General features: G+C 60.9%; 20 protein-coding genes. 13 read left to right on the plus strand and 7 right to left on the minus strand.

The window, feature by feature from the left end:
- Positions 1-116 precede the first annotated feature (116 nt).
- From BJ917_RS05015 to BJ917_RS05040, 4 genes are all read right to left on the minus strand, one after another.
- Complete coding sequence (locus BJ917_RS05015; protein WP_121102348.1) at positions 117-1,463, minus strand: glutamine synthetase family protein; 1,347 nt, start codon at positions 1,461-1,463, stop codon at positions 117-119.
- Between the two features lie 24 nt (positions 1,464-1,487).
- Positions 1,488-2,042, minus strand: coding sequence for a helix-turn-helix domain-containing protein (locus BJ917_RS05020; protein WP_096510543.1), 555 nt, complete (start codon positions 2,040-2,042; stop codon positions 1,488-1,490).
- Between the two features lie 25 nt (positions 2,043-2,067).
- Positions 2,068-3,357 carry an FAD-binding oxidoreductase gene (locus tag BJ917_RS05025; RefSeq protein ID WP_096510542.1) on the minus strand — a complete coding sequence of 430 codons (1,290 nt, stop codon included), beginning with the start codon at positions 3,355-3,357 and terminating at the stop codon, positions 2,068-2,070.
- A gap of 918 nt (positions 3,358-4,275) precedes the next feature.
- Positions 4,276-5,682: a cytosine permease gene (locus tag BJ917_RS05040; RefSeq protein WP_121102352.1), complete on the minus strand. Its 1,407-nt coding sequence runs from the start codon at positions 5,680-5,682 to the stop codon at positions 4,276-4,278.
- Between the two features lie 324 nt (positions 5,683-6,006).
- Between BJ917_RS05040 and BJ917_RS05045 the strand changes: the two genes are divergently transcribed.
- The 9 genes from BJ917_RS05045 (at position 6,007) to BJ917_RS05085 (ending at position 16,134) form a co-directional block, all read left to right on the plus strand.
- The gene (locus BJ917_RS05045) at positions 6,007-6,492 is read left to right on the plus strand and encodes a flavin reductase family protein (RefSeq protein ID WP_096510540.1); all 486 of its coding nucleotides are present in this window, start codon (positions 6,007-6,009) and stop codon (positions 6,490-6,492) included.
- A gap of 223 nt (positions 6,493-6,715) precedes the next feature.
- Entirely contained in the window at positions 6,716-7,759 is a 1,044-nt protein-coding gene (locus BJ917_RS05050) for an LLM class flavin-dependent oxidoreductase (RefSeq protein WP_096510539.1), read from the plus strand.
- A 116-nt stretch (positions 7,760-7,875) separates the two neighbouring features.
- On the plus strand, positions 7,876-8,028 hold the full coding sequence (locus BJ917_RS31970) for a hypothetical protein (protein ID WP_172901594.1): 153 nt from the start codon (positions 7,876-7,878) through the stop codon (positions 8,026-8,028).
- Positions 8,029-8,119: 91 nt separating this feature from the next.
- Entirely contained in the window at positions 8,120-8,797 is a 678-nt protein-coding gene (locus BJ917_RS05055; protein WP_121102354.1) for an isochorismatase family cysteine hydrolase, read from the plus strand.
- Between the two features lie 5 nt (positions 8,798-8,802).
- Positions 8,803-10,170 (plus strand): cytosine permease, encoded by a 1,368-nt coding sequence (locus BJ917_RS05060; RefSeq protein ID WP_121102356.1) that lies wholly within the window; start codon positions 8,803-8,805, stop codon positions 10,168-10,170.
- Positions 10,171-10,507: 337 nt separating this feature from the next.
- Entirely contained in the window at positions 10,508-11,572 is a 1,065-nt protein-coding gene (locus BJ917_RS05070; RefSeq protein ID WP_121102360.1) for an alpha/beta fold hydrolase, read from the plus strand.
- A gap of 249 nt (positions 11,573-11,821) precedes the next feature.
- Entirely contained in the window at positions 11,822-13,228 is a 1,407-nt protein-coding gene (locus BJ917_RS05075) for an aldehyde dehydrogenase family protein (RefSeq protein WP_121102362.1), read from the plus strand.
- Positions 13,229-13,343: 115 nt separating this feature from the next.
- Positions 13,344-14,375: an NAD(P)-dependent alcohol dehydrogenase gene (locus tag BJ917_RS05080; RefSeq protein ID WP_121102364.1), complete on the plus strand. Its 1,032-nt coding sequence runs from the start codon at positions 13,344-13,346 to the stop codon at positions 14,373-14,375.
- A gap of 940 nt (positions 14,376-15,315) precedes the next feature.
- Positions 15,316-16,134 (plus strand): alpha/beta fold hydrolase, encoded by an 819-nt coding sequence (locus BJ917_RS05085; RefSeq protein WP_256658528.1) that lies wholly within the window; start codon positions 15,316-15,318, stop codon positions 16,132-16,134.
- Between the two features lie 90 nt (positions 16,135-16,224).
- Here the strand turns inward: BJ917_RS05085 and BJ917_RS05090 are convergent, their stop codons facing one another.
- Both BJ917_RS05090 and BJ917_RS05095 read right to left on the minus strand, forming a co-directional pair.
- The gene (locus BJ917_RS05090) at positions 16,225-17,031 is read right to left on the minus strand and encodes an alpha/beta fold hydrolase (RefSeq protein WP_121102368.1); all 807 of its coding nucleotides are present in this window, start codon (positions 17,029-17,031) and stop codon (positions 16,225-16,227) included.
- Between the two features lie 67 nt (positions 17,032-17,098).
- Positions 17,099-17,428: a carboxymuconolactone decarboxylase family protein gene (locus BJ917_RS05095; protein ID WP_096515341.1), complete on the minus strand. Its 330-nt coding sequence runs from the start codon at positions 17,426-17,428 to the stop codon at positions 17,099-17,101.
- A gap of 272 nt (positions 17,429-17,700) precedes the next feature.
- Between BJ917_RS05095 and BJ917_RS05100 the strand changes: the two genes are divergently transcribed.
- From BJ917_RS05100 to BJ917_RS05115, 4 genes are all read left to right on the plus strand, one after another.
- Positions 17,701-19,074, plus strand: a complete 1,374-nt coding sequence (locus BJ917_RS05100; RefSeq protein WP_121102370.1) for a glutamine synthetase family protein — start codon at positions 17,701-17,703, stop codon at positions 19,072-19,074.
- A gap of 22 nt (positions 19,075-19,096) precedes the next feature.
- Positions 19,097-20,488, plus strand: coding sequence for an aldehyde dehydrogenase family protein (locus tag BJ917_RS05105; protein ID WP_121102372.1), 1,392 nt, complete (start codon positions 19,097-19,099; stop codon positions 20,486-20,488).
- Positions 20,489-20,491: 3 nt separating this feature from the next.
- A complete protein-coding gene (locus tag BJ917_RS05110) occupies positions 20,492-21,655 on the plus strand; it encodes an iron-containing alcohol dehydrogenase (RefSeq protein ID WP_121102374.1) in 1,164 nt (387 codons plus the stop codon).
- A gap of 280 nt (positions 21,656-21,935) precedes the next feature.
- Entirely contained in the window at positions 21,936-23,498 is a 1,563-nt protein-coding gene (locus tag BJ917_RS05115) for an amino acid permease (RefSeq protein WP_096510528.1), read from the plus strand.
- A gap of 139 nt (positions 23,499-23,637) precedes the next feature.
- On the opposite strand, the gene BJ917_RS05120 is transcribed toward BJ917_RS05115, so the two are convergent.
- Complete coding sequence (locus BJ917_RS05120; RefSeq protein WP_121102377.1) at positions 23,638-24,780, minus strand: acyl-CoA dehydrogenase family protein; 1,143 nt, start codon at positions 24,778-24,780, stop codon at positions 23,638-23,640.
- Positions 24,781-24,785: the final 5 nt, after the last annotated feature.

Genomic DNA, 24,785 nt, shown 5'->3' on the forward strand with positions numbered 1-24,785 from the left:
TCGCTGTAACAAGATATTTTAGTTAACCATTCGGTTACTAAATTTCATAACCCATTAAATATCCAGATATTTTTTAAGGTTAACCTCGAAACGTCTTTAACTGGCGGTACCCGGAATTACAGAAACCAGCGGTACTCCCGCGCACTGATGTCGTGCATGAACGCCAAATGGTCCTGGCGTTTGTTCTCGCAATACACGTCGACAAACTCCGCTCCCAAACCTTCGCGCAATCGCGGGTTGGTTTGCATGGACTGCACGGCCTCGAGCATCTCCAGTGGAAAGTCGATGCCACTGCTGCGGTCTTCATTGAGCGGGGCAATCGGTTCGCGGCCGCTTTCCAGGCCTTGCTCCAGGCCCACCAGTATCGCGGCGAGCACGAGGTAAGGGTTGGCATCCGCGCCCGCCAGGCGATGTTCGATCCGCAGGTTTTTCGCGTCCGATTCCGGCACCCGCAGGCAGGCGTCACGGTCTTCAAAGCCCCAACTGGCGCGGGAAGCGACGTTCACTGTGCCGCTCAAGCGGCGCATGGCGTTGTGATTCGGGGCAAAAATCGGCATGCAGTGCGGCAACACGTCCAGGCATCCGGCCACGGCGTGACGCAGCGCTCGCTGCCCGTTCGCCGCCAGCAGATTGTTGCCCGCTTCGTCGTAAAGGCTCACATGCACATGCATGCCGCTGCCAGGGTGCTGTAAGTAGGGTTTGGACATGAAACTGGCGCGATAGCCGTGTTTGAGTGCCACACCCCGGGTGCTGCGGCAAAACAACGCCGCCCAGTCCGCCGCACGCAGTCCGTCGTCCAGGTGGCCGAAATTGATTTCGAACTGACCAGGACCCAGTTCGGCGGTGATCACCGTGGCATCGATGCCTTGCGCGCGCGCGGTCTCGACCATTTCATCGAGCACCGGGGCAAATCGCGACAGTCGCTCAATGTGCATGTTCGGCTGATCATCGGCATCGTCGGTCAGGGGGTCGCGGGCGAACTGCGGCAAGCCATCACGCAATTGCCGATCGAACAGATAAAACTCCAGTTCGAACGCCACCACCGGAAAAATGCCCTTGCGGCCCAGCCGCTCCAGCACCTGCGCCAACACTTCCCGTGGCTCGAAAACGATCGGTTTTTGCGTGCCGTCGGAGGTAATCAGCATCTGCCCCAGCGGCTGCTGTTCCCAGTTCACCAACTTCAGGGTGCCGGGCACCAGGCGCCGTGGCGCATCCGGATCGCCGTCGTTGAAGCAGTAGTCGCCGATTTTGAACAGCCCGCCCTGGGTGCCGAGCAATACGCAGTTTTGCGGCAGCTTGAGCACGCTGCCGGCCGCCACTTTTTCCAGCATCTCGATCGGGTAGCGCTTACCGTAAAAATGCCCGGGAATGTCCAGGGAAATCAGGTCGACATAGCGCACCTGGGGGTAGCGCTGACGAAACCCGCGCACTTCGGCCAACAGATCAGAGCACACAGCATCCATCATCTTGTTCCTTTGTTGTTTTTATCAGGTGTAAACCCACAGCACGCGGGTGAGTTGGTCTGAGAGGTTGCCGTAGCGGCAATGGGCATGACTGGCCAGCTGGAAACTGTCGCCGGCGCGCAAGGTGACGGGCTCGTCGCTGTCCAGCCACAGCGTCAACTCCCCTTCCAGGACGTAGCCGCCCTGCTCCGAGCTGTCTTTCATGTGCCGGTCACCACTGCTGGCGCCCGGTTCGAGTTGGCTTTCGAGCATGGAAAAGGACGCGCGCATTTTCGGCGAGACCAGGATGTCGGTGATCCCGTCGGCGTAATACAAGGTGCGTCGTTCATCCGGCCGGGTCACCCAGGGCAAGGCCATGGGTTTGGGCAGGCTGTAGAAATAGGTGGTCGGCACGCCGAGGGTTTCGCTGATGGCGGTCAAGTCCGCCACCGTCGGCCGGGACAACCCGCGCTCGACCTGCGAAAGAAACCCCACGGAACGGCCGATTTTGTCCGCCAGTTCCTTCAGGGTGTATTTCTTGTGTTTGCGCAGGTCCTGGATCAGGATTGCCAGCGCTGAAATCTCTTCTTGCATGTCCATCTAAAGGCTTCCAGAAATTGCCGTTTCAAATGCTGTCGCGCAGCCGGTACCAGGCTTTGCCGATGGCTTCCAGCGGAGCGGCCATGTATTTGCCGCCGGGAAAACTGCCGTTGTTCAACCCCTGGTACAACGCCAACTCATCCGACTGACCGAGTATCGCATCGGACACTGCCCGCGCCCCGGCCAGGGTTGGCAGTACGCCGTGCCCGGAATACCCCTGCATCCAGTACAGGTCGCCGCGTCGACCGATGTCCGGGGTGCGCTTGAGGGTCAGGTCGATGTGACCGCCCCAGGCGAACTCCAGTTCGACCCCTTTGAGTTGCGGGAACACTCGCTCCAGACAGGGTCGGGTGGCGCCGGCGATGTCCTTGGGCATGCCACCCAGGTAGGTGCAGCCACCACCGAACAGCAGGCGGTTGTCGGGGGTGCGGCGGAAATAATCGAGCACGAACTGGTTGTCGGTGACGCACACATTGCTCGGCAGTAGCGCGGTCGCTTGTGCCTCGGACAGTGGCGCAGTGGCCACTTGGTAGGTGCCCACGGGTAATACGCAACTGGCCAGCTGCGGATCGAGTCGATCCAGATAGGCATTACAGGCCAGCACCAACACGTCCGCGCGGATTTGACCGCTTTCAGTGGTCACCACATAGCCGTCGCCGTCCTCGCGATAATTCAGCGCTTTGCTTTGTTCATGAATCACGCCACCGGCCCGCTCGATCGCGGCGGCCAGGCCCAGCGCCAGTTTCAGCGGATTCAAGTGCCCGCCTTCGGGATCGAACAGGCCGGCCTGGTAGCGCTCGCTGGCGACCCACTCGGGCAACTGAATACGTTCGATGAACTGCAAACCATCGTGCCCCCACTTGTAACTGGCCTCATGCTGCCATTCGGTCAACAGGCTGACCCGTCGCGGCATCACCGAAGTCCAGAGGTGGCCGGGTCGGTAATCACAATCGAAACCATGGCGTGCCGGCAGCTCCCGCAACTCCCGCGCCGCCCAGCGCATGCCGTCCCACAATCGTCGCGCCCGTTCATACCCCAGCGCGGCTTCCAGCGGTGGCATGTCGCAGGACCAGCCGAGGATGGCCTGGCCGCCATTGCGTCCAGACGCCGCCCACGCCACCCGACTGGCTTCCAGCAATGTCACGCGCTTGCCGGCCAGGGCCAGGCGCAACGCGGTGTGCAAGCCGCTGAAGCCGGCGCCGATGATCAGCACTTCGGCGTTTTGCTCGCCCTCCAATGGCGCACGATTCTTTATGTGATCGGCGCACGTGTGGGCGTAGTAGCTGGCGACGTGTTGGGTCGATTGCTGAAACATGACCGGCTCCGTGAATTTTTATAGTTTTAATTTCATGAAAAATTACACGATATATTTCATGTAGGCAATGGTTGGTGGTTTTGGGGGCTTATCCGTTTCTTCGGTGATGGCGACTTAGGGTTCCGCCCTTATGGCGGGTTACTTGGAAAAGCGCCAAGTAACCAAGCGCTCTTGCCCCACCACTCGGTGCCTCGCTTAGGCTCGGCATGCCCTCACTCCGGCATTGCTCCGTGGGTCGCCGCGATGGGCCATCCCTGGCCCAGCGCGGCTAAACCGGCGTCCTGCCGGTTTACCCACGGAGCAACGCCTGCGTTCGGCCAGCGTGGTTTAACGGGGCGCCCAAATCAAAAGCCGAAGCGAGGCGGCCTGACAGCCGACCTGATTTCAAGTGAACTCATTCTCCCTGTGGGAGCGAGCCTGCTCGCGAAGGACGTCAACGATTACGCGCCCTGTCTGGATGATCGCGTTGTCTGGACGCCCATCGCGAGCAGGCTCGCTCCCACAATTGGATCGCGGACAGGGCGAAAAGCAGGTCGGCTGTCAGGCCGCCTCGCTTTGCTGTTGATCTGGCTTTTGATCTTCTTGCCCCTTCGAGAGGCCGAGTGCAGGTTCTGCGCAGTGGGCAAACCGGCATGGATGCCGGTTTAGCCGCGCCCGGCCAGGGATGGCCGATCGCGGCGGGCCCACGGAGCAGGACCGGAGCGAGGGAATGGCGAGCCAAAGCGAGGCACCGAACGAAAGGGGCAAGAGCCCTTGGTTACTTGGGGCTCTTCCAAGTGACTCGCCGTAAGGGCGAAACCGCCAGTGGCCGTTACCGCAACAACGGATATGTACACGGTCAAAAAACCCACCCAGCCCACAAACAAAAATGCCCGGCAAAAAACCGGGCATTCCAGACAAACAAAAATCAGACTCGGATCAATCCGTGAAACCCAATCGCACCGCTCTGCTCTCCCGCGCCTGCCCACGCGTCGCCAGGCAGTAATACAGCGGACACGTCACCACCAACCCCACCAACCAGGACAAATCCGCCCCCTCCACCAGGTTGGCATACGGCCCCACATACAACGACGTATTGGCAAACGGCAGTTGCACGATGATCCCGATGAAATACGCCACGATCGCATGCAGATTGAATCGCCCGTAAACCCCGCCGTCCGCACGGAAGATCGAAGCAATGTCATAACACCCGCGCTTGATCACGTAGAAGTCGATCAGGTTAATCGAAGCCCACGGCACCAGCACCAGCAGCAAGGCCAGGATCAGTCCGATGAACTGCGAAATGAAGTTCGCCGAAGCGCCCAGCGCCACCACGCAGCAGCCCGCCAGCACGACGCTCGACAACACCACGCGCACCTTGATGCTGGGCGTCCACTGGCTGGCAAAGGTCTGGATCGAGGTGATGATCGACAGCACGGCGCCATACAGATTCAACGCGTTGTGGCTGATGATGTTGAGCAGGAACAGCACCATCAGGATCGGCCCCAGCCAACCGGTGGATTGCTTGACCGCCGCCATCGCCTCGGTGCCTTCGGGGGTCGCCAGTACCGCTACCGCGCCGAAGGTGAAGGACAGAATCGTCCCCAGGGTCGCGCCCAGGTAAGTGGCGAAGAATGGACGGGTTATGCCGATATCCGCCGGCAGGTAGCGCGAGTAATCCGACACATAGGGCGAGAAACTGATCTGCCAGATGATGCCCAGCGACACCGTGGCCAGCCAGCCCGACAGATTGAAACCACCGCGCGTGAAGAAGTCGGCCGGCAGGTCATGGGCGAAGATATAGAGAAATCCGGCGAGCAACGCGCTGCCCATGACCCAGGTGCCGATTCGGTTGAGGGTATGAATGAAGCGATACCCGATGACCCCGATGGCCGTGGCGCTTAGGGCACCGATCAGGATGCTGGCGGGCACCGGCACCGAAGGCGCGATGCCGACAATCGACTTGCCCGCGAGCACGATGTTGGAGATGAAGAAGCCAATGTAGATCAGCGCGGCGAAGAACACGATCAACAGCGCGCCATAGCGACCGAACTGACCCCGGCTCTGGACCATTTGCGGAATGCCCATGCGTGGCCCTTGCGCCGACGCAAGGGCAATCACCAGGCCGCCGACCATATGCCCCAGGGCAATCGCCAGCAGCCCCCAGAACAGATCGAGATGGAACACCTGAACCACCATCGCGCCGGTAACGATCGGCAGCGGCGCGATGTTGGTGCTGAACCATAGCGTGAATAGATCGCGGGCCTTCCCGTGGCGCTCTGCGAGAGGAACGTAATCGACCGTGTGATTCTCGATCAACGGATCTTGCCGGGACATCTGGGACATATGCATGAACTCGAGTTTGTCTGTTCTTATCTTTGTATGAAGCCAAACCGGGGGCGCTTTGTTGTCACCCCTCAGATGCGAACCATATTATGGTATTCCAACATTTTCACAAGACTGATCCGGTCTTTGAACGCGTATCTGAGCCGCCATCCTGCCGCATAACGACACACGCTGCCTAGCTGAAAGCCCCGTAAACATTGACTTAAAGACCAACGGTGCGCGTTTGTCGGTCCGTGGAAAAAGCCCTTGCAAACTATGTATTACGGTATACCATCAGACCCACAAACACATAAAAACAGCGTCACACCACCCGAGGACAGTCCAATGATCGATGCCGCCATCTATAAAAAAGTCATGGGTTCGTTCCCGTCCGGCGTAACGGTAATCACCACCCTCGATGACGACGGGCAAATCGTCGGCCTGACCGCCAGCGCCTTCAGCTCGCTGTCCATGGACCCGGCACTGGTCTTGTTCTGCCCCAACTACAGCTCCGACTCCTACCCGGTCCTGATCAAGAACAAGCGCTTCGCCATCCACGTGCTGTCCGGCGGCCAGCAGAGCGAAGCCTATGCCTTCGCGCGCAAGGGCAAGGACAAGGCGCAAGGCATCGAATGGACCTTGAGCGAGCTGGGCAATCCGATCCTGGCCAATGCCACGGCGGTCATCGAATGCGAACTGTGGCGCGAATATGAAGGCGGCGACCACGCCATCATGGTCGGTGCGGTGAAGAACCTGATCGTGCCCCAACAGAACGCCGGGCCGCTGGTGTATTGCCACGGGAAGATGGGGGCGTTGCCGGTTCTGGCCTGATCCTGGATATCACTACATACCCTGTGGGAGCGAGCCTGCTCGCGAAGGCGTAGTGTCAGTCACCACTGTGTTGCCTGGCAGATCGTATTCGCGAGCAGGCTCGCTCCCACAGGTTGCTCGCTGACCAAACAAAAATATTTGCAGATATTTTGTATTATGGTATACCAACAATCAACGAGCCCGCAGTCGACAGGCCGATAACAAAAGATCCGAGGTAAGCGTCATGAAATTTTCCCTGTTCGTACACATGGAACGTTGGGACGAAAGCGTCAGCCACCGTCAGTTGTTCGAAGATTTGACCGAACTGACCCTGATGGCCGAGGCCGGTGGTTTCAGCACCGTATGGATCGGTGAACACCACGCCATGGAATACACCATCTCGCCAAGCCCGATGCCGCTGCTGGCCTACCTGGCTGCCAAGACCACCACGATCCATTTGGGCGCCGGCACCATCATCGCGCCGTTCTGGCATCCGCTGCGGGTGGCCGGTGAGTGCGCGTTGCTGGATGTGATCAGCAACGGGCGCATGGAAGTGGGCCTGGCGCGCGGCGCGTACCAGGTCGAATTCGACCGCATGGCCGGTGGCATGCCGGCATCGAGCGGTGGCCAGGCGCTGCGGGAAATGGTTCCGGTGGTGCGTGCGCTGTGGCAAGGCGATTACGCCCACAATGGCGACATCTGGAAATTTCCGACCTCCACCAGCGTGCCCAAGCCGATCCAGCAGCCGAACCCGCCGATGTGGATTGCTGCGCGCGACCCGGATTCGCACAACTTCGCGGTAGCCAACGGCTGCAACGTCATGGTCACGCCGCTGATGAAGGGCGACGAAGAAGTCCTCGACCTGAAGAACAAATTCCAGACGGCACTGGACAACAACCCGGACGTACCACGCCCGCAACTGATGGTGCTGCGTCATACCCATGTTCACGCAGTGGATGATCCCGAGGGCTGGAAAGTCGGGGCCAAGGCGATCGCGAAGTTCTACCGCACCTTCGATGCCTGGTTCGGTAACAAGCAAACCCCGGTCAACGGTTTCCTGGCACCGAGTCCGGAAGAAAAATTCGTCGGCCGTCCCGAGTTCGAACTCGACAGCCTGCACAAGACCGCCATGATCGGCACCCCGGAAGAAATCATTCCGCGCATCAAGTACTACCAGGAACTGGGCGTCGACGAATTCAGCTTCTGGTGCGACAACAGCCTGCCCCATGCGGAAAAGAAAAAATCCCTGGAGCTGTTCATCAAGCATGTGGTGCCGGCGTTCCGCTGAAAGCGCCCCATACCTGTGGGAGCGAGCCTGCTCGCGAATGCGATCTGACAGTCGAAATTGATAGGCCTGGCACACCGCTTTCGCGAGCAGGCTCGCTCCCACAAGGATTGATTCCCATGCTTGATGGTCGTCTCCAATCACTTGCGCTTCCCTCCGGCGCCGCACAGGCTTACCTGCGCGGCGAATGGACCGCTTCGCACCTGCATTTCAAGCGCTTGCGCGCCAGTGTTTCAGCCAAGCAGAACGGCTTCTGGCAAATAGTTCACTGAGTAACCCCGAACCGGATATCACGTACCCCACGCCCTGCACCGCACGGCGTGTGACGGTGCATCGTGTTTCGCCTTTGATCAGGTTTGCTCAATGAACAATAAAAACGCGCTGTTGATCATCGACATGCAACAGGAGGACGGTTTCGTCCTCGAACGCTTCGACACGGTGGTAGAGAACAACGCCGCCCTGCTCGAATCCGCCCGCCAGCAGCAGGTCCCCGTTTTCTATACCCGCCACATCAACCCCGCCGACGGCAGCGACATGCCCCGTGGCGAACCCCGGGCAACCGACGGTGGCCCCAGCAGCTATCGCGCCGGCAGCCGACAAGTCGAGATCATCGAAAGCCTGGCGCCGCTGGCCGATGAAACGGTGATCGACAAGGGCCGTTACAGCGCCTTCCACCGCACCGACCTGGATGCCCGGCTCAAGGCGCTGGACGTCGATACGCTGATTGTCATTGGCGTGCTGACCGATGTCTGCGTGCTGACCACGGTGTTCGATGCCTTCGCCTTGGGCTATCACATTCGCCTGGTCACCGACGCCTGCACCACGACCACCCTGGCCGGGCACTATTCGGCCTTGCTGATCATGGCCAACTGGGTCTACTCCCTTGAAATGCTGACCAGTGCGCAATGCCTGCTCGCCCTGGCACAGCGCCGCTACCTGAGCCTGAGCCCCCGGCAGCCGGACATGTTCGCCCACCAGCCCCACGAGCTGCAAAGCACCATCGCCCGTCTGCAAGCCCTCCTCGTCCAGGCTCAGGAGTAATCGCCATGCAAGTCGAAAAAAGAAGCATCGATTTCATCCCTGAAACCGAGCGTCATGGTCGGCCCGCTTCGCTGTTCTTCATCTGGTTCGGCGCCAACATGAACATCACCACCATTGCCTCCGGTGTGTTGCCGGTGGTGATGGGGCTCAATTTGTTCTGGAGTGCATTGGCAATCCTCATCGGTTCGCTGGTGGGGGCGATTTTCATGGCGTCCCATTCCGCGCAAGGGCCGAAGCTGGGCATCCCGCAGATGATCCAGAGTCGCGCCCAGTTCGGCGTGCTCGGCGCGGTGCTGCCACTGCTGTTCGTGATGCTGATTTACCTGGGATTCTTCGTCAGCAACACCCTGCTCGCCGCCCAGGCACTGGCGTCGGTCAGCCCGTTGCCGGCCAGCGGCAATGTCTACCTGATCGGTGGCTTGTGCTTCGTCGTCGCGCTGTATGGTTACCGGCTGATTCATCGCTTGCAGAAGCTGCTGTCGATCCTCTCGCTGCTGGTATTTGCCGCCGCCACGCTGTTTGCCTTGCAGCTGCCGATCCCGGCCGAACAATGGCTGCCGACGGGTTTTTCGCTGTCGAAATTTCTGGTGGCGGTGAGCATTGCCGTGACCTGGCAGCTGTCCTATGCGCCGTATGTCGCCGACTATTCACGCTACCTGCCGAGTAACACGCCGACCGCCCGAGTGTTCTGGTACAGCTACGCCGGGACGGTCAGCGGGGGTGCATGGATGATGATTCTCGGGGCGATCCTGAGCGTCGGCATCGGCGATTTTTCCAGCAACGTCGGTGGCCATGTCGTCGGTCTGTTCGGCGGCGGCGCGATGCTGCTGTTCGCCTTCATCGTCTACGGCCAAGTGTCGATCAACGTCTTCAACCTGTACGGCGCCTTCATGTCGACCATTACCGTGATCGAACCCTTCGCCCGCCTCAAGGTAACGCCTCGGGTGCGCGGTTTGTTCATGCTGGTGATCAGCCTGGTGGCGACGGCGCTGTGCACCATCAGTCAGGACGACTTCATCAACTTTTTCCTCAATTTCATTTTCTTCATGAGCTACTTCCTGATCCCCTGGACGGCGATCAATCTGGTGGACTACTACTGCCTGCGCAAAGGCCAGTACCTTATCGAAGACATCTTCGACCTCGACGGCATGTATGGACGGATCAACTGGATCGCCTGCGGCAGTTTCGCTTTGGCGATTGCCCTGGAGGTGCCGTTCATGAACACCACGCTGTATGTCGGGCCGGTCGCCACGGCACTGGACGGGGTTGACCTGGCCTGGCTGGTGGGGTTGGTGGTGCCTGCGTTGAGTTATTACGGGCTGATGAAACGGGGCTTGGGTGCGCCGGCTGTAAACCGGGCGTCGCAGATTTGATTAGGTGATACCTGCATTTGCCCCTATGGAAGCGAGCCTGCTCGCGATGGACGTCGACGATTACGCGCCCATTCTGAATGATCGCGTTGTCTGGACGTTTTTCGCGAGCAGGCTCGCTCCCACAAGGGACAAATGTAATTCCACCCACCTCATTCGCATGTATCGAAATGTATCTACACCCTCCCGCGATACACAACGCTTCACCCGCCCAGCTTTTTGAAACACCCCGGATACCTCACCACGCTTAACTGTGAACCACGGATTGAGGCAGCCGTCGTTCCCGGCAGGCTATACCTGTTAATCCACCTACCCCATCATTAGAAAGGAGCTCTCCCCCATGAAAGTGCATTTTTTGAACAGTGACGCCAACAAAAAACGCCGCCACTGGGTGGGCTCCTCCGTCCTCGCATTCACCCTGATGCAGCTGGGCGCACTGGCCGCCACTCACGCCCAGGCCAGCGACACCGCACCTGCGGCAGCCAAGGCCGGCAGCACCGCCGATACCCCGTTTGGCCCCCTCAAGCATGTCAACGCGGGCTTGCTCAGCGTGAGCTATGCCGAAACCGGCCCGGCCAATGGCCCGGTGGTCATTCTCCTGCACGGCTGGCCTTACGACATTCACAGTTATGACGAGGTCGCACCCTTGCTCGCAGCCAAGGGCTACCGGGTGCTGATGCCCTATGCACGGGGGTACGGCGACACGCATTTCCTGTCTGAAAAAACCGTTCGCAATGGCCAACCCGCCGCACTGGCCAGTGATGTCATCGACTTCATGGACGCCTTGAAGATCAAACAGGCCGTGCTCGGTGGCTACGATTGGGGCGCGCGTTCAGCCGATATCGTCTCGGCGCTCTGGCCTGAGCGGGTGAAGGCGCTGGTGTCGGTCAGCGGCTACCTCATCGGCAACCAGGAAGCCGGCAAGAATCCCTTGCCGCCGAAGGCCGAATTGCAGTGGTGGTACCAGTTCTACTTCGCCACCGAGCGCGGCCGCGCGGGTTACGAAAAGAACACCCACGACTTCGCCAAATTGATCTGGCAGCTCGCTTCGCCGAAATGGGCGTTCGACGACGCTACCTTCGATCGCAGCGCCGCCGCACTCGACAACCCCGACCATGTCGCCATCACGGTCTTCAACTACCGCTGGCGTCTGGGCCTCGTTCAGGGCGAACCCCAATATGACGCCCTGGAGCAGAAACTCGCCAAGGCACCGTCCATCAGCGTGCCGACCATCACCATGGAAGGCGACGCCAACGGCGCACCGCACCCGAAAGCCGAGGACTATCGCCAGCGTTTTACCGGCAAGTATGAATACCGGCTCAGCAGCGGTGGCATCGGCCACAACCTGCCGCAAGAAGATCCACAGGCCTTTGCCAAGGCGATCATTGATGCCGATCATCTTTGAGAGGCGGCCATCAGATCTTCTCGAAAACTGAACGATAGCTTCTGAATTATTCAGTTTTCGAAACCCTCGCTCAGGACTACCTTGACGCCATGTCTTGCAAGCCCTTCGGCGGGTCGAAAGATCGCAGCCTGCGGCAGCCCCTACACTATCCGGATGTAAACCCGATCCCGTAGGAGCTACCGCAGGCTGCGATCTTTTGATCTTCCAAAGCTCGCTAAACCCGTCAATGTACGATTCGAGGTAAGTCCCATGTCTGAACAAACCCTGGCTGTCCACGCACCCTACAACGGCGCAGTCGTCGGTTATGTGGCCATTTCCACCCAGGCCGATGTCGAGCAGGCATTGGGTGTTGCCCACGGTCTGTTCAGCGACCGCAGCCAGTGGCTGTCCAAGCCTCGGCGCATTGAAATTCTCCACCGTGCCGCGCAGTTGATCGGCGAACGCAAGATCGAGATCGCAACCCAGGCGGCCCGTGAAGGCGGCAAGCCGTTGAAGGACTCGATTGCCGAGGTCGAGCGCGGCATCGATGGCATCCTCAACAGCATCGAAGTTTTGCGCTCCGAGGGCGGCCACGTGATTCCCATGGGGCTCAACGCTGCCTCGGCGAACCGTGTGGCGTTCACCCAATACGAGCCAATCGGCGTGATCGCGGCCGTCTCGGCGTTTAACCATCCGTTCAACCTGATCGTGCATCAGGTGATACCGGCCATCGCCGTCGGCGCACCGGTGATCGTCAAACCGGCGGCGAACACGCCGCTCAGTTGCCAGACCCTGGTCGATATCCTGATCGAGGCCGGCCTGCCCAAGGGTTGGGCACAAATGGTGCTGCCGACCGATAACACCATCACCGGCAAACTGGTGGCCGACCCTCGGGTGGGCTTCTTCAGCTTCATCGGCTCGGCAGCCGTGGGCTGGATGCTGCGCTCGACCCTCGCACCGGGCACTCGCTGCGCGCTGGAGCATGGCGGTGCGGCACCGGTGATGCTGGCCGCCGATGCCGACCTCGATGACGCCCTGCCGCGCATCGCCCGTGGCGCCTTCTTCCACGCCGGACAGGTCTGCGTGAGCGTGCAACGGATTTTCTGCCACCACAGCATCGCCGAACAGGTCGCCGAGCGTCTGGCCAAGTTGGGCGACGCCATGGTGGTCGGTGACCCGACCGACCCACGCACCGATGTCGGCCCGCTGATCGCCGGGCGCGAAGTGAACCGCGTGAGCCAATGGGTCAATGACGCCGTTGCCGGCGGTGCACGCCTGATCTCCGGTGGCCGCGTATTGGACAACAATTGCTATGCGCCAACCGTACTGCTGAACCCGGCCATCGATTCTTACGTGATGCAAAAAGAAGTGTTTGGCCCGGTGGTGGCGGTGTATGCCTACGACGACCTGGCCGAAGCGATCCAGTTGGCTAACGCCCTGCCCTACGCCTTCCAGGCCGCCGTCTTCACCCAGGACCTGGACACCGCCATGCAGTGCTACCAGGACCTGAACGCCACCGCGGTGATGGTCAACGAAAGCACCACGTTCCGCGTCGACTGGATGCCATTCGCCGGGGCGAGCCTGTCCGGGCATGGCGTGGGTGGGATTCCTCACACCATGAAGGACATGCAGGTCGAGAAGATGATGGTCTGGCGCTCGAGGGCTGTGCGGGGTTGAAACCCGGCGCTGACCTGTTGGGCAATCGCTGAAACACCTCTTGGGGGACCCGCTACACTGTTCTGGCCGTGGCACATGCCCGGCCAAACCCTGTCTCCTGATCTGGAGGTATCCCATGAGCGACAGCACCGAACTCACGACTTTCACCGGCTGGGCCGCCATGGCGGCCGGCGCCCCGCTGGAGCGCTACAGCTACGACCCCGGTCCCTTGGGTGAAGAGGACGTTGAAGTCGCCGTGGAGTATTGCGGCGTCTGCCACTCCGACCAGTCGTTGATCGACAACGAGTGGGGCATCAGCCAGTACCCGTTTATCCCGGGCCATGAAGTGGTCGGCCGTATCGTACGGGTGGGCTCAAGGGCGCGCGGTCTCAATGTGGGACAGCGAGTGGGTATTGGCTGGTTCAAGGGCAGTTGCATGCATTGCCCTTCCTGCATCGAAGGCTCCCACCAGCTCTGCAGCACTGCCAGGCCCACCATCATCGGCAGCAATGGCGGCTTCGCCGATCGGCTGCGGTCGCACTGGGCCTGGGCCCTTCCCATCCCCGCAGGCCTCGATCCGGCCATGGCCGGACCGCTGTTCTGCGCAGGCTCCACGGTGTTCAACCCACTGGTGCAATTCAACGTCAAACCCACTGACCGGGTCGGCGTCGTGGGCATCGGCGGCCTCGGTCACCTGGCGCTGCGCTTCCTCAATGCCTGGGGTTGCGAGGTCACGGCCTTCACGTCGTCATTGAACAAGCAAGAGGAAGCCAAGCGCCTGGGCGCACACAATGTCGTCGCCTCGACCGACAGCAATGCGCTGAAGGCGATTGCCGGCACCCTGGATTTTCTGTTGGTCACCGCCAATGCCAACCTCGACTGGCCCGCCATGCTTGCCACCCTGCGCGGCAAGGGTCGCCTGCATTTTGTGGGCGTCGTGCCAGGCGCGATTCCCGTGCACGTGTTCGACCTGCTTCCCCAACAGAAAACCCTGTCCGCCTCACCGGTCGGCTCGCCCGCCATCACGGCCAAAATGCTGGAGTTCTGTGCCCGCCATCAGATCCTGCCGCAGGTCGAGCAGTTTCCGATGAGCCGGATCAACGACGCCATCGATCACCTGCGCAGTGGCAAGGCACGCTATCGCGTGGTGCTGGATGCCAGCAAATGAAAGACCGGCGCGCCGGACAACACCGCACACGATCCCTGTAGGAGCTGGCTCGCCAGCGAAAGCGGTGGGTCAGTCAACATCGGTGTCGACTGACAATCCGTTTTCGCTGGCAAGCCAGCTCCTACAGAGGATTGGGTGCGTCCGCAAATGGCAGGTCGGCTGTCAGGCCGCCATCGCTGGCAAGCCAGCTCCCACAGGGGATTGGGTACAACCACAAAGCCAGGCCGGCGCGAAGGCCGCCTCGCTTTGGCTGTTGCGGTGTTCGCCCCCTCGTGAGGCCGAGTGGAGGTTCTCTGTAGGAGCGAAGCTTGCTCGCGATGGACGTCAACGATAACGCGTGCTGCCTGAATGATCGCGTTGTCCAGACGTTTTTCGCGAGCAAGCTACGCTCCTACAGGCTTTTCCAAGTGACCCGCTGTAAAAGCGGAACCATTGGTGGCCGTGGCCGCAGGAATGGATAGGTACTCGGTCACAACATTCAGGTCGGCTATCAGGCCGCCTTCGCGAGCAGGCTCGCTCCCACAATTTGAACCGGGTGCATCCGCAGAAGCCAGGCCGCCATCGCTGCGATGCGGCGACCCGACAAGCCAGCGCCTACAGGGGATCGCGTTCTTCCCGATGCTCATACCAAAGCGTTAATCGCAGACACCGATGTCTGGTGGTCGACGTTCTTGTTTGGCCATAAATTCACCGCAACGAGGCGATCGGTGCCGTAGCCGGACTGACCGCCTCGGACCTTGCCAAACGCTCTCTATAGAACGCCTACGAGTATTGAAAAATGACTGACGAGACAAGCGGAACCACCCGTCGCGCCTTGATGACCAGCGGTGCCATGGTCGCTGCCGCACTGGCCGTGACCGTCCCTGCGCTGGCGGCGCAGCAAACGCCGGCAGCAGCGCCTGCTTCAGGCAAAACCGACGGTAATGGCAACGGCTCGGGAATGATCACGGTCAAGGACGGCACGCGAATTTTCTACAAGGACTGGGGCACTGGACAGCCGATTGTGTTCCACCACGGCTGGCCGCTCTCCAGCGACGACTGGGACACACAAATGCTGTTTTTCCTCAGCAAGGGTTTCCGCGTCATCGCCCACGATCGTCGCGGCCATGGCCGCTCGTCCCAGACCACGGTCGGCAACGACATGGACACCTACGCCGCCGACGTTGCCGAGCTAATGGCACACCTCGACATCCGTAATGCCGTGCACATCGGTCACTCCACCGGAGGCGGTGAAGCGGCCCGTTATGTGGCGCAGCATGGCCGTGGCCGCGTGGCCAAAGCGGCGCTGATCGGGGCCGTTCCACCGATCATGCTGCGCACTGCGAACAATCCGGGAGGCCTGCCTCTGGACGTCTTCGATGGGTTGCGTAAAGCCCTGGCCGACAATCGCGCGCAGTTTTATCGCGACTTCCCCACAGGCCCCTTCTACAGCTTCAATCGTCCGGGTGCGAAAGTCTCCCAATCCGTGATCGACAACTGGTGGCGCCAGGCCATGAGCGGCGGGACCAAGGCGCAGTACGACTGCATCAAGGCCTTCTCGGAAACCGACTTCACCGATGACCTGAAAAACATCGAGGTGCCGACCCTGGTGCTGCACGGCGAAGACGACCAGATCGTCCCCATCGCCGACTCGGCACGGCTGGCGATCAAGCTGCTCAAGCATGGCACGCTGAAAACCTACCCGGGCCTGCCCCACGGCATGTGCACCACCCATGCCGACGTCATCAACACGGACCTCCTGGCGTTCATCAAGAGCTAATGCTGCACCGCGACAACAGTAGCCGGCAATCGCACCGCAGGCGCCGAATCATGCCCCACGTCATGTTCGGCGCCCTGCGCTGCAAGCCCGTCACCGAGCGCTCACCCGAAGAAACTCACTGACCGCCCCCAGCACTGTGTCCGGAGCCTCGCGATGGGGCACGTGATGGCAATCATCCACAATCAAGTAGTCGCCGGAGGCTGTCGACAACCGGGCGATACGCTTTGGATGCAGGTCTGAGCCGTACTCATCGTACTGGCCGTGGATGGCAAGCAATGGGCAGTGAATGGCGTCGATCGTGCTTTCGATTGTCCAGTCGCTGAAGGCCGGCGAAAGCCAGGTACGCGTCCAGGCCGACAACACCCATTGCGCTTTATCGCCATGATATTTCTCAAGCCGCGACATCTGTCCCGGCTCCTCGAATTGCGCCTCTGCCACTCGAATGCCTTGCAGCGTCCGATCCTCGACGAACGCCTGTGCTGAAACGGTGATCAACGCCGTGCAACTTTGCGCGTACACAGACGCGCAGGTCGCCGCTATGGCACCACCGACGCTATGACCGAGTGCGACAAAACGATCGAACCCCAATGCGGCCTTGAGGTGTACAAAGAAGCGCTCGGCTTCGTCACGGATAAAGTGCAACGGCACCGGCCCGGGATAAGCATCGGACTGACCGAAACCGAGCCGGTCGTAGGCAATCACCTCACGGCCTGTAGCCCGGCACAATTGCCCGGGAAAATCCCGCCACAGGGACACGCAGCCCAGCGAGTCATGGAAAAGAATGATAGGGGGTTGTTCCTGTTTGCCTGAACGGTCCTCAGGGAACCAGCGACAACAAAACAACCGGCCGTGTGGCGTATCGATCCAGACGGTTTCGGTATTGATGGACAAATGCATACAAGGCCTCGGCAGCTAAGTCGCCCAGCTTACAGGAACCGCAGGACACCGCCGTAGTCCCGATCACTCAGGACGTCGTCCCCTCGCCCATCACATCGTCGGCCCAACTGATGGCCGCCACGACGGTCGGGAAACCGATGGTGCTGGTCAGCGCGACGAGCGTGTGAAGGATCTGCTCCGGCGTGGCGCCCGCCTCCAGTGCCCGTCGGGTATGGCTGTGTACCGCGCCCTCGGAGCGGATGGCCGCCGCGGCACCGAGCTGGATCAACTGCACCGTTTTCTCGTCCAGCGGGCCGGCGTGACGCACCGCCGTTCCCAACGCCTCGACGGCACCCAGATAATCCGGGTACTGCTGTTTGAGGGTTTCGTAGGTTTTGTGCTCTCTCTTCTTGGCCATTTTCATTTCTCCGCGCCGGTGTAAACCCATTCCATTGTAGGAGCTGCCGCAGGCTGCGATCTTTTGATCCTGCCTTTAAAAATAAAAAGATCGCAGCCTCGTTGCACTCGACAGATCCTGCAGGCAAAAACTTGCGAAAAGCGACAGTAGGCTAAGCTATGTTCAGCTAATTGCTCACGATGCTCGCGTCTGCAGGTTTTGGGTTGTTTCTGGAGAGCGTCTGCAACAGCTATTTCAGACAGGCCCACACAATTTGCGCAGGACTTGCCGTGATGACCGAGCCACTTCTCAGTTTTGACGAACTCAAACGTGCTGCCGCCTCTGGCGAAATCGATACGGTGTTGGTGTGCATGGTCGACATGCAGGGGCGACTGGTCGGCAAACGATTTCAGGTCGAGTTTTTCATCGACAGCGGTCATGAAGAAACCCACTGCTGCAATTACCTGCTGGCCGACGACATCGACATGGAGCCCGTACCGGGTTATGCCGCCGCCAGCTGGAGCAAAGGCTACGGCGACTTTGTGCTCAAACCCGACATGCGCACCCTGCGCAAGGTGCCCTGGCTGGAGTGCACGGCGCTGGTGCTGTGCGATGTGCTCGATCATCACCATCGCCGGGACTTGCCCCACAGCCCGCGGGCGATCCTGAAAAAACAGGTCGAGCGCCTGCGCGAGCGTGGCTACACCGGCATGTTCGCCTCGGAACTGGAGTTCTACCTGTTCGACGAGAGCTACGAGGCCATTCACAAGCGCAATTACCACAAGCCGAAAACCGCCGGGCACTACATCGAGGACTACAACATCCTGCAAACCACCCGCGAAGAGCCGGTGTTGCGGGCGATTCGCAAGCACCTGCAAGCCAGCGGCATTCCGGTGGAAAACTCCAAGGGTGAATGGGGCCCAGGCCAGGAAGAGATCAACATCCGCTATGCCGACGCCATGACCATGGCCGACCACCACGTCATCATCAAGCATGCCTGCAAGGAAATCGCGCAGCTCCAGGGCAAGGCGATCACGTTCATGGCCAAGTGGCGCTACGACGCCGCCGGTTCCAGCAGCCACATTCACAATTCGCTGTGGGACAAGAACGCGAAGAAGCCGCTGTTCTTCGACGCCAAGGCCGAGTTCGGCATGTCGAAACTGATGCGCGCCTGGGTGGCCGGACAGCTCAAATACGCCAACGACATCACCTGTTTCCTGGCGCCCTACATCAACTCCTACAAGCGCTTCCAGGCCGGCACCTTCGCCCCGACCCGCGCGGTGTGGAGCCGCGACAATCGCACCGCCGGTTTCCGTTTGTGCGCCGAAGAGAGCAAATCCATCCGCATCGAATGCCGCATCGGCGGCGCCGATCTCAATCCCTATCTGGCCTTCGCCGCGCTGATCGCCGCGGGGCTGGCGGGAATCGACGAAAAACTCAACCTCGAAGCGCCCTACGAGGGCGATGCGTATGTAGACGAGCACTTGCCCGAAGTGTCCAAGACCCTGCGCGATGCCTGCACCGCGCTACAGGGCTCGAGCATGTTGCGCGAGGCGTTCGGTGATGAAGTGGTCGACCACTATGTGCATACCGCCGAGTGGGAACAGAAGGAGTACGACCGGCGGATTACCGATTGGGAATTGCAGCGCGGTTTCGAACGTTATTGAGCTAACACGGGTTAAGACAATCATGACGGAGAAGATTCAGCTCATCTCCCCGGTCGATGGCCGGGTCTACGCCGAGCGTGAATGCGCCGACCTTGTCCAGCTCGATAAGGCACTGGACGCGGCCGCTACCGCCCAGGCGCAATGGAAACGCCGGCCCCTGAACGAACGCGCGGCTTTTTGCAGTGCGGCGGTGGACGCGATGCTGGCCATGAAGGATGAAATCGTCCCGGAACTGGCCTGGCAAATAGGCCGCCCGGTACGTTATTGCGCCGGAGAGCTGCGCGGCTTCGAAGAGCGTGCCCGGCATATGATCGCCATTGCGCCAGAGGCCTTGGCCGATGTCGTACCCACGCCAGTCAACGGTTTTCGCCGGCATATCAAACGCGAACCGCTGGGCACGGTACTGGTCATCGCCCCGTGGAATTACCCTTACCTGACCGCCGTGAACACGATTATCCCGGCGCTGATGGCCGGCAACAGCGTCATTCTCAAGCATGCTTCGCAAACCCTCTTGGTCGGCGAGCGTTTCGCCGAGGCCTTCCGTCGCGCGAATCTGCCTGAGGGGCTGTTCCAGAATCTGGTGCTCAGTCATCTCCATACGGCAGTCGCCATCTCCTCCGGAAAGGTTCATCAAGTGAACTTTACCGGCTCCGTGGACGGCGGCAAAACCATGGAACACGCGGCCGTCGAAGGTTTCCTTGGCCTGGGCCTGGAGCTCGGCGGCAAGGACCCGGCCTACGTCCGCGCCGATGCCGATCTCGAACACGCCGTGGAGAATCTGGTGGATGGCAGCTTCTTCAACTCAGGACAAAGCTGCTGCGCCGTGGAGCGCATTTATGTCGATCAAAAAATCTACCCGACCTTTATCGAGCGCTTCGCCGCCCTGACCCGCCAGTACGTGCTGGGCAATCCGCTGGACGAAGCCACCACCCTCGGTCCGTTGGTGAGCCCGAGGGCGGCCGAATTCGTGCGCGACCAGATCGCCGCCGCCGTGAACCAGGGTGCGAAAGCGCTGATCGACCCAAAGGTCTTTGCCGCAAGCGTGCCGGGCAGCGCCTACCTCGCGCCGCAGGTACTGGTGGATGTCACCCATGCCATGTCGGTGATGCGCGATGAAAGCTTCGGCCCGGTGGTTGGCATCATGCCGGTGGCCAGCGATGACGAAGCCATCGCCTTGATGAACGACAGTGAGTTCGGACTGAGTGCGTCGATCTGGACCCGGGATCTCGCCGCCGCCGAACGCCTGGGCAACGAGATCGACACCGGCACTGTGTTCATGAACCGCTGCGATTACCTGGACCCGGCCCTGGCCTGGACCGGCGTGAAGAACAGTGGCCGCGGCGTGACGCTGTCGCGCCTGGGCTACGAACACCTGACCCGAGCCAAATCCTTCCATTTGCGCCACGAGATCTGAGCCATGAGCCTGACCGGAAACTGGAACTACCCCACGAGCATTCGTTTCGGCGTCGGCCGCATCGGCGAGCTGGCCGAGGTCTGTCGCAGCCAGGGTATCCAGCGACCGTTACTGGTCACCGACAGCGGCCTGGCGCGGGCCCCGATCACCACGGCAGCCCTCGACTCTCTACGCGTCGCGGGCTTGGGCGCTGCGCTGTTTTGCGACCTCAAGCCCAACCCGGTCGAAGCCAACCTGGCCGGCGGGCTCGACGCCTGGCGCGCGGGAAACCACGACGGCGTGGTGGCCTTTGGCGGTGGCAGCGGCCTGGACATGGGCAAGCTCATCGCGTTCATGAGCGGGCAGACTCGGCCGGTGTGGGATTTCGAAGACATCGGCGACTACTGGACCCGTGCCGATGAAAGCCGCATCGCCCCGGTTATCGCGGTGCCGACTACGGCTGGGACCGGTTCCGAAGTGGGTCGTGCAGCCGTGATCATCGACGATAAAACGCACACCAAACGCATCATCTTCCACCCGAAAATGATGCCGCGCGTGGTGATCAGCGACCCGGCGCTGACCGTTGGCATGCCGGCAAAAGTGACTGCCGGCACGGGGATGGATGCGCTGTCGCATTGCCTGGAATCGTACTGCGCCCCCGGTTTCCACCCGATGGCCGACGGCATCGCGGTGGAAGGCATGCGCCTGGTGGCCAATGCGCTGGTGCGCGCGGTGCACACCCCCTCCGACCTCGATGCGCGCGGGCAGATGCTGGCGGCCGCGGCGATGGGTGCCACCGCCTTCCAGAAAGGCCTGGGTGGCATGCACGCCCTGGCGCATCCGATTGGTGCGTTGTACGACACCCACCACGGCATGACCAACGCCACCCTGATGCCCTATGTCCTGAAATTCAATCGCCCGGCCATCGAGGAACGCATCACGCGCCTGGCGGCGTACTTACATCTGCCCTCCCCGGGTTTCGACAGCTTCCTGGCCTTCGTCCTCAAATTGCGCAAGGACATCGCCGTGCCGCACACGCTGTTTGAACTGGGGGTGGATGACAAACAGGCGGACCTGATCGCGGACATGGCGATGGTCGACCCGTCGGCCGGCGGCAACCCGTTACCGCTGACCCGGGCCGGCGTGGCGGAAATTTTCGATGCGGCCTTCCACGGCCGCCTCCTGTAGGAGCGAGCTCTGCTCGCGATGGTCGTCAACGATAACGCGGGGAGCCTGACACCCCGCGTCGTCTGTAGGAGCGAGCTCTGCTCGCGATGGACGTTAACGATAACGCTGGGAGCCTGACAGCCCGTGTCGTCCTTGAGTCCATCGCGAGCAGAGCTCGCTCCTACAGATAAATGGAAAGGTTTTACCGGTTGGAAACAGGAGCAGTACGACAAGGGGTTGAAGGCCAGGCCGTCCGGCGTTCCGGATGGATGCGTATCAAAACCTGAAGGGGCACACAACAATGAACCCAGCAAGCCAGCCCGGCACAGACGCGCACGACGATGACGTCAAGGTGCTGCACAGCATGGGCTATGCCCAGCAGCTTTCGCGACGAATGGGCGTTTTCTCCAACTTTGCGATTTCCTTTTCGATCATCTGCATCCTGTCTGGCGGCATCAATTCACTCGCCCAGGGCACCTCGGGCTCGGGCGGTGCCTCGATCGGCATCGGCTGGCCGATCGGTTGCCTGATATCCGGGGTGTTCGCCCTGGCCATGGCCCAGATTTCCTCGGCCTACCCCACCGCCGGCGGTCTGTACCACTGGGGTTCGATCCTCGGCAACCGCTTTACCGGCTGGCTCACGGCGTGGTTCAACCTGCTGGGGCTGGTCACAGTGCTCGGTGCGATCAACGTCGGCACCTATTACTTTTTCTTTGGTGCCTTCGGCCCGACGCTGGGCATGGCAGACACCACCACGACACGGGTGATTTTCCTGGCGATCCTCACCGGCCTCCAGGCCTTGTGCAACCACCTGGGGATCGGCCTGACCGCCAAGCTCACCGACTTCTCCGGCTACCTGATTTTCGCCACGGCACTGGCACTGACCATCGTCTGCCTGATCTCGGCCCCCAGCTACGAATTCGCCCGGCTGGTGACCTTCGGCAACTACTCCGGCGCGGCCGGCGGCGCCGTGTGGCCACAGGTCTCCAACGGCTGGATCTTCATGCTCGGCCTGCTGTTGCCGATCTACACCATCACGGGCTACGACGCCTCCGCGCACACCTCCGAGGAGACCCGCAATGCCGCCATGTCCGTACCACGGGGCATGGTCATGTCGGTGGTCTGGTCGCTGCTGTTCGGCTGGGTCATGCTCAGCGCGTTCGTGCTGATGTTGCCGAACATGGATGACGCGGCCAAGCAAGGCTGGAACGTGTTTTTCTGGGCCATGAACACCCAGGTCAATCCGTTGCTCAAGGACGCGTTGTACGTGGCGATTTTCATCTCCCAGGTGCTGTGCGGGCTGGCCACAGTGACTTCGGTTTCGCGGATGATCTTCGCCTTCTCACGGGATGGTGGCTTGCCTTGCTCGAAGGCGTTGGCCTCGGTCTCACCAACCTTTCGCAGCCCGGTGGCGGCGATCTGGACCGGTGCCACCCTGGCGGTGTTGTTCGACTGGGGATCGTCGGTGATATCGGTGGGTGAAACGCCGGTCTATACCATCGTGGTGTCCTGCACCGTGATCTTCCTGTTCTTCTCCTTCATTATTCCCATCGTGCTGGGCCTGTTTGCCTACGGCACCTCGAAATGGCCGGTCATGGGGCCCTGGAACATCGGGCGTTTCTGGTACACGGTGTTTGCCCTGCTTTCTGTGCTGTCGATGGTGATCATTTTCGTCATCGGCATTCAGCCTCCGAATGACTGGGCGCTGTACATCACCATCGGGTTTCTGGTGTTGACGGCGATAGTCTGGTTCGGGTTCGAGGCCCGGCGCTTCCAGGGGCCACCGGTGGGGGATGTGATTGTCAGGCGCCAGGCGGAGATCGCCGCAGCCGAGGCGGCTTTGAACAAACAGGCGGGTTCTTAGACGCCACCTGTGGGAGCGAGCCTGCTCGCGATGGACGCCAACGATAACGCGCCCTGTCTGAATGACCGCGTTGTCCGGACGTTTTTCGCGAGCAGGCTCGCTCCCACAGTGTCTATGGCAGGCGGGGAATCAATCGGACTCAAGCCACTTCCATCAACCTCGCATACTCCCGCAGGTGATGATCATCATCCCCAAACTGCCGCGCCACCATCAGCAAATGCTTGGCATGGTGCGACAGCATGTACTCCCACGTCAGACCAATTCCGCCATGCAATTGAATCCCCTGATCGGCCACGAACCGACTGGCACGGCTGACAATGAACTTGGCCGCCGCCAGCACACGGCTACGCGCTTCACTGTCCGCCTGATCCGCCACGCACGCCGCCAGCAGGGTCATGGACGTCGCCTGGTCCAGCTCGATGCGCATGTCCACCATGCGATGTTGCAACACCTGGAATTTGCCGATGGGCTGGCCAAATTGCTGTCTTGTCTTCAGGTAATCGAGGGTCAATGCGCAGGCCGCTTCCATGCTACCGACGGCTTCGGCGCATTGTGCGGCGATGCAACGGCCTTGTTGGTAACGCAGCGCTGGCAGCGCCAGACCCACTTCGCCCAGCACCGCGTCGCTCTTGACGAACACATTCTCCAGATAGAGATCGCAAGCCATCCGGCCGTCCATGGTCGGGAAGGTTCGACGGCGCACGCCAACCTCATGGGGATCAATCAGAAACAGGCTGATGCCTTCCTCCTCACGAACGCCATGGCTGGTCCGGGCCGACACCACAATCAACCCCGCACTTTGCCCGCCAACCACCACGGACTTGCGACCATTCAGCGTCCAGCCTCCCGTCACAGGCTGCGCCACGGTTTGCACGTCGTGCAGCTGGTAATGACTCTGCGGCTCATCCAGCGCCACTGTCATCTGCAAAGCGGCGCTCCCCAGTGGTGGCAGCAGCGTTTGTTTCTGTGCCTCGGTGCCCACCTGCGCGACCAGGCCACCGGCGAAAATCACTGAATGCAAGTAGGGTTCCAGACACAAACCACGACCCAGCTCGGTCATGATCAGCATGTTCTCCACGCCACTGCCGCCGAATCCCCCGTACGCCTCGGCGAACGGCACAGCGCACAACCCAAGATCACCCAGTTGCTGCATGAACGCCGGGCTGAAACCCTGTTCGCTCTGCCTGAATGTCTCGCGCCGCTCGAAACCGTAGGTGTCACGCACCAGCCTCGCGACGGTGTCTTGCAGCATCAGCTGCTCTTCTGTCAGTTTGAAATCCATGGTCG

Source organism: Pseudomonas sp. WPR_5_2, assembly GCF_003634475.1.
Classification (GTDB): domain Bacteria; phylum Pseudomonadota; class Gammaproteobacteria; order Pseudomonadales; family Pseudomonadaceae; genus Aquipseudomonas; species Aquipseudomonas izuensis.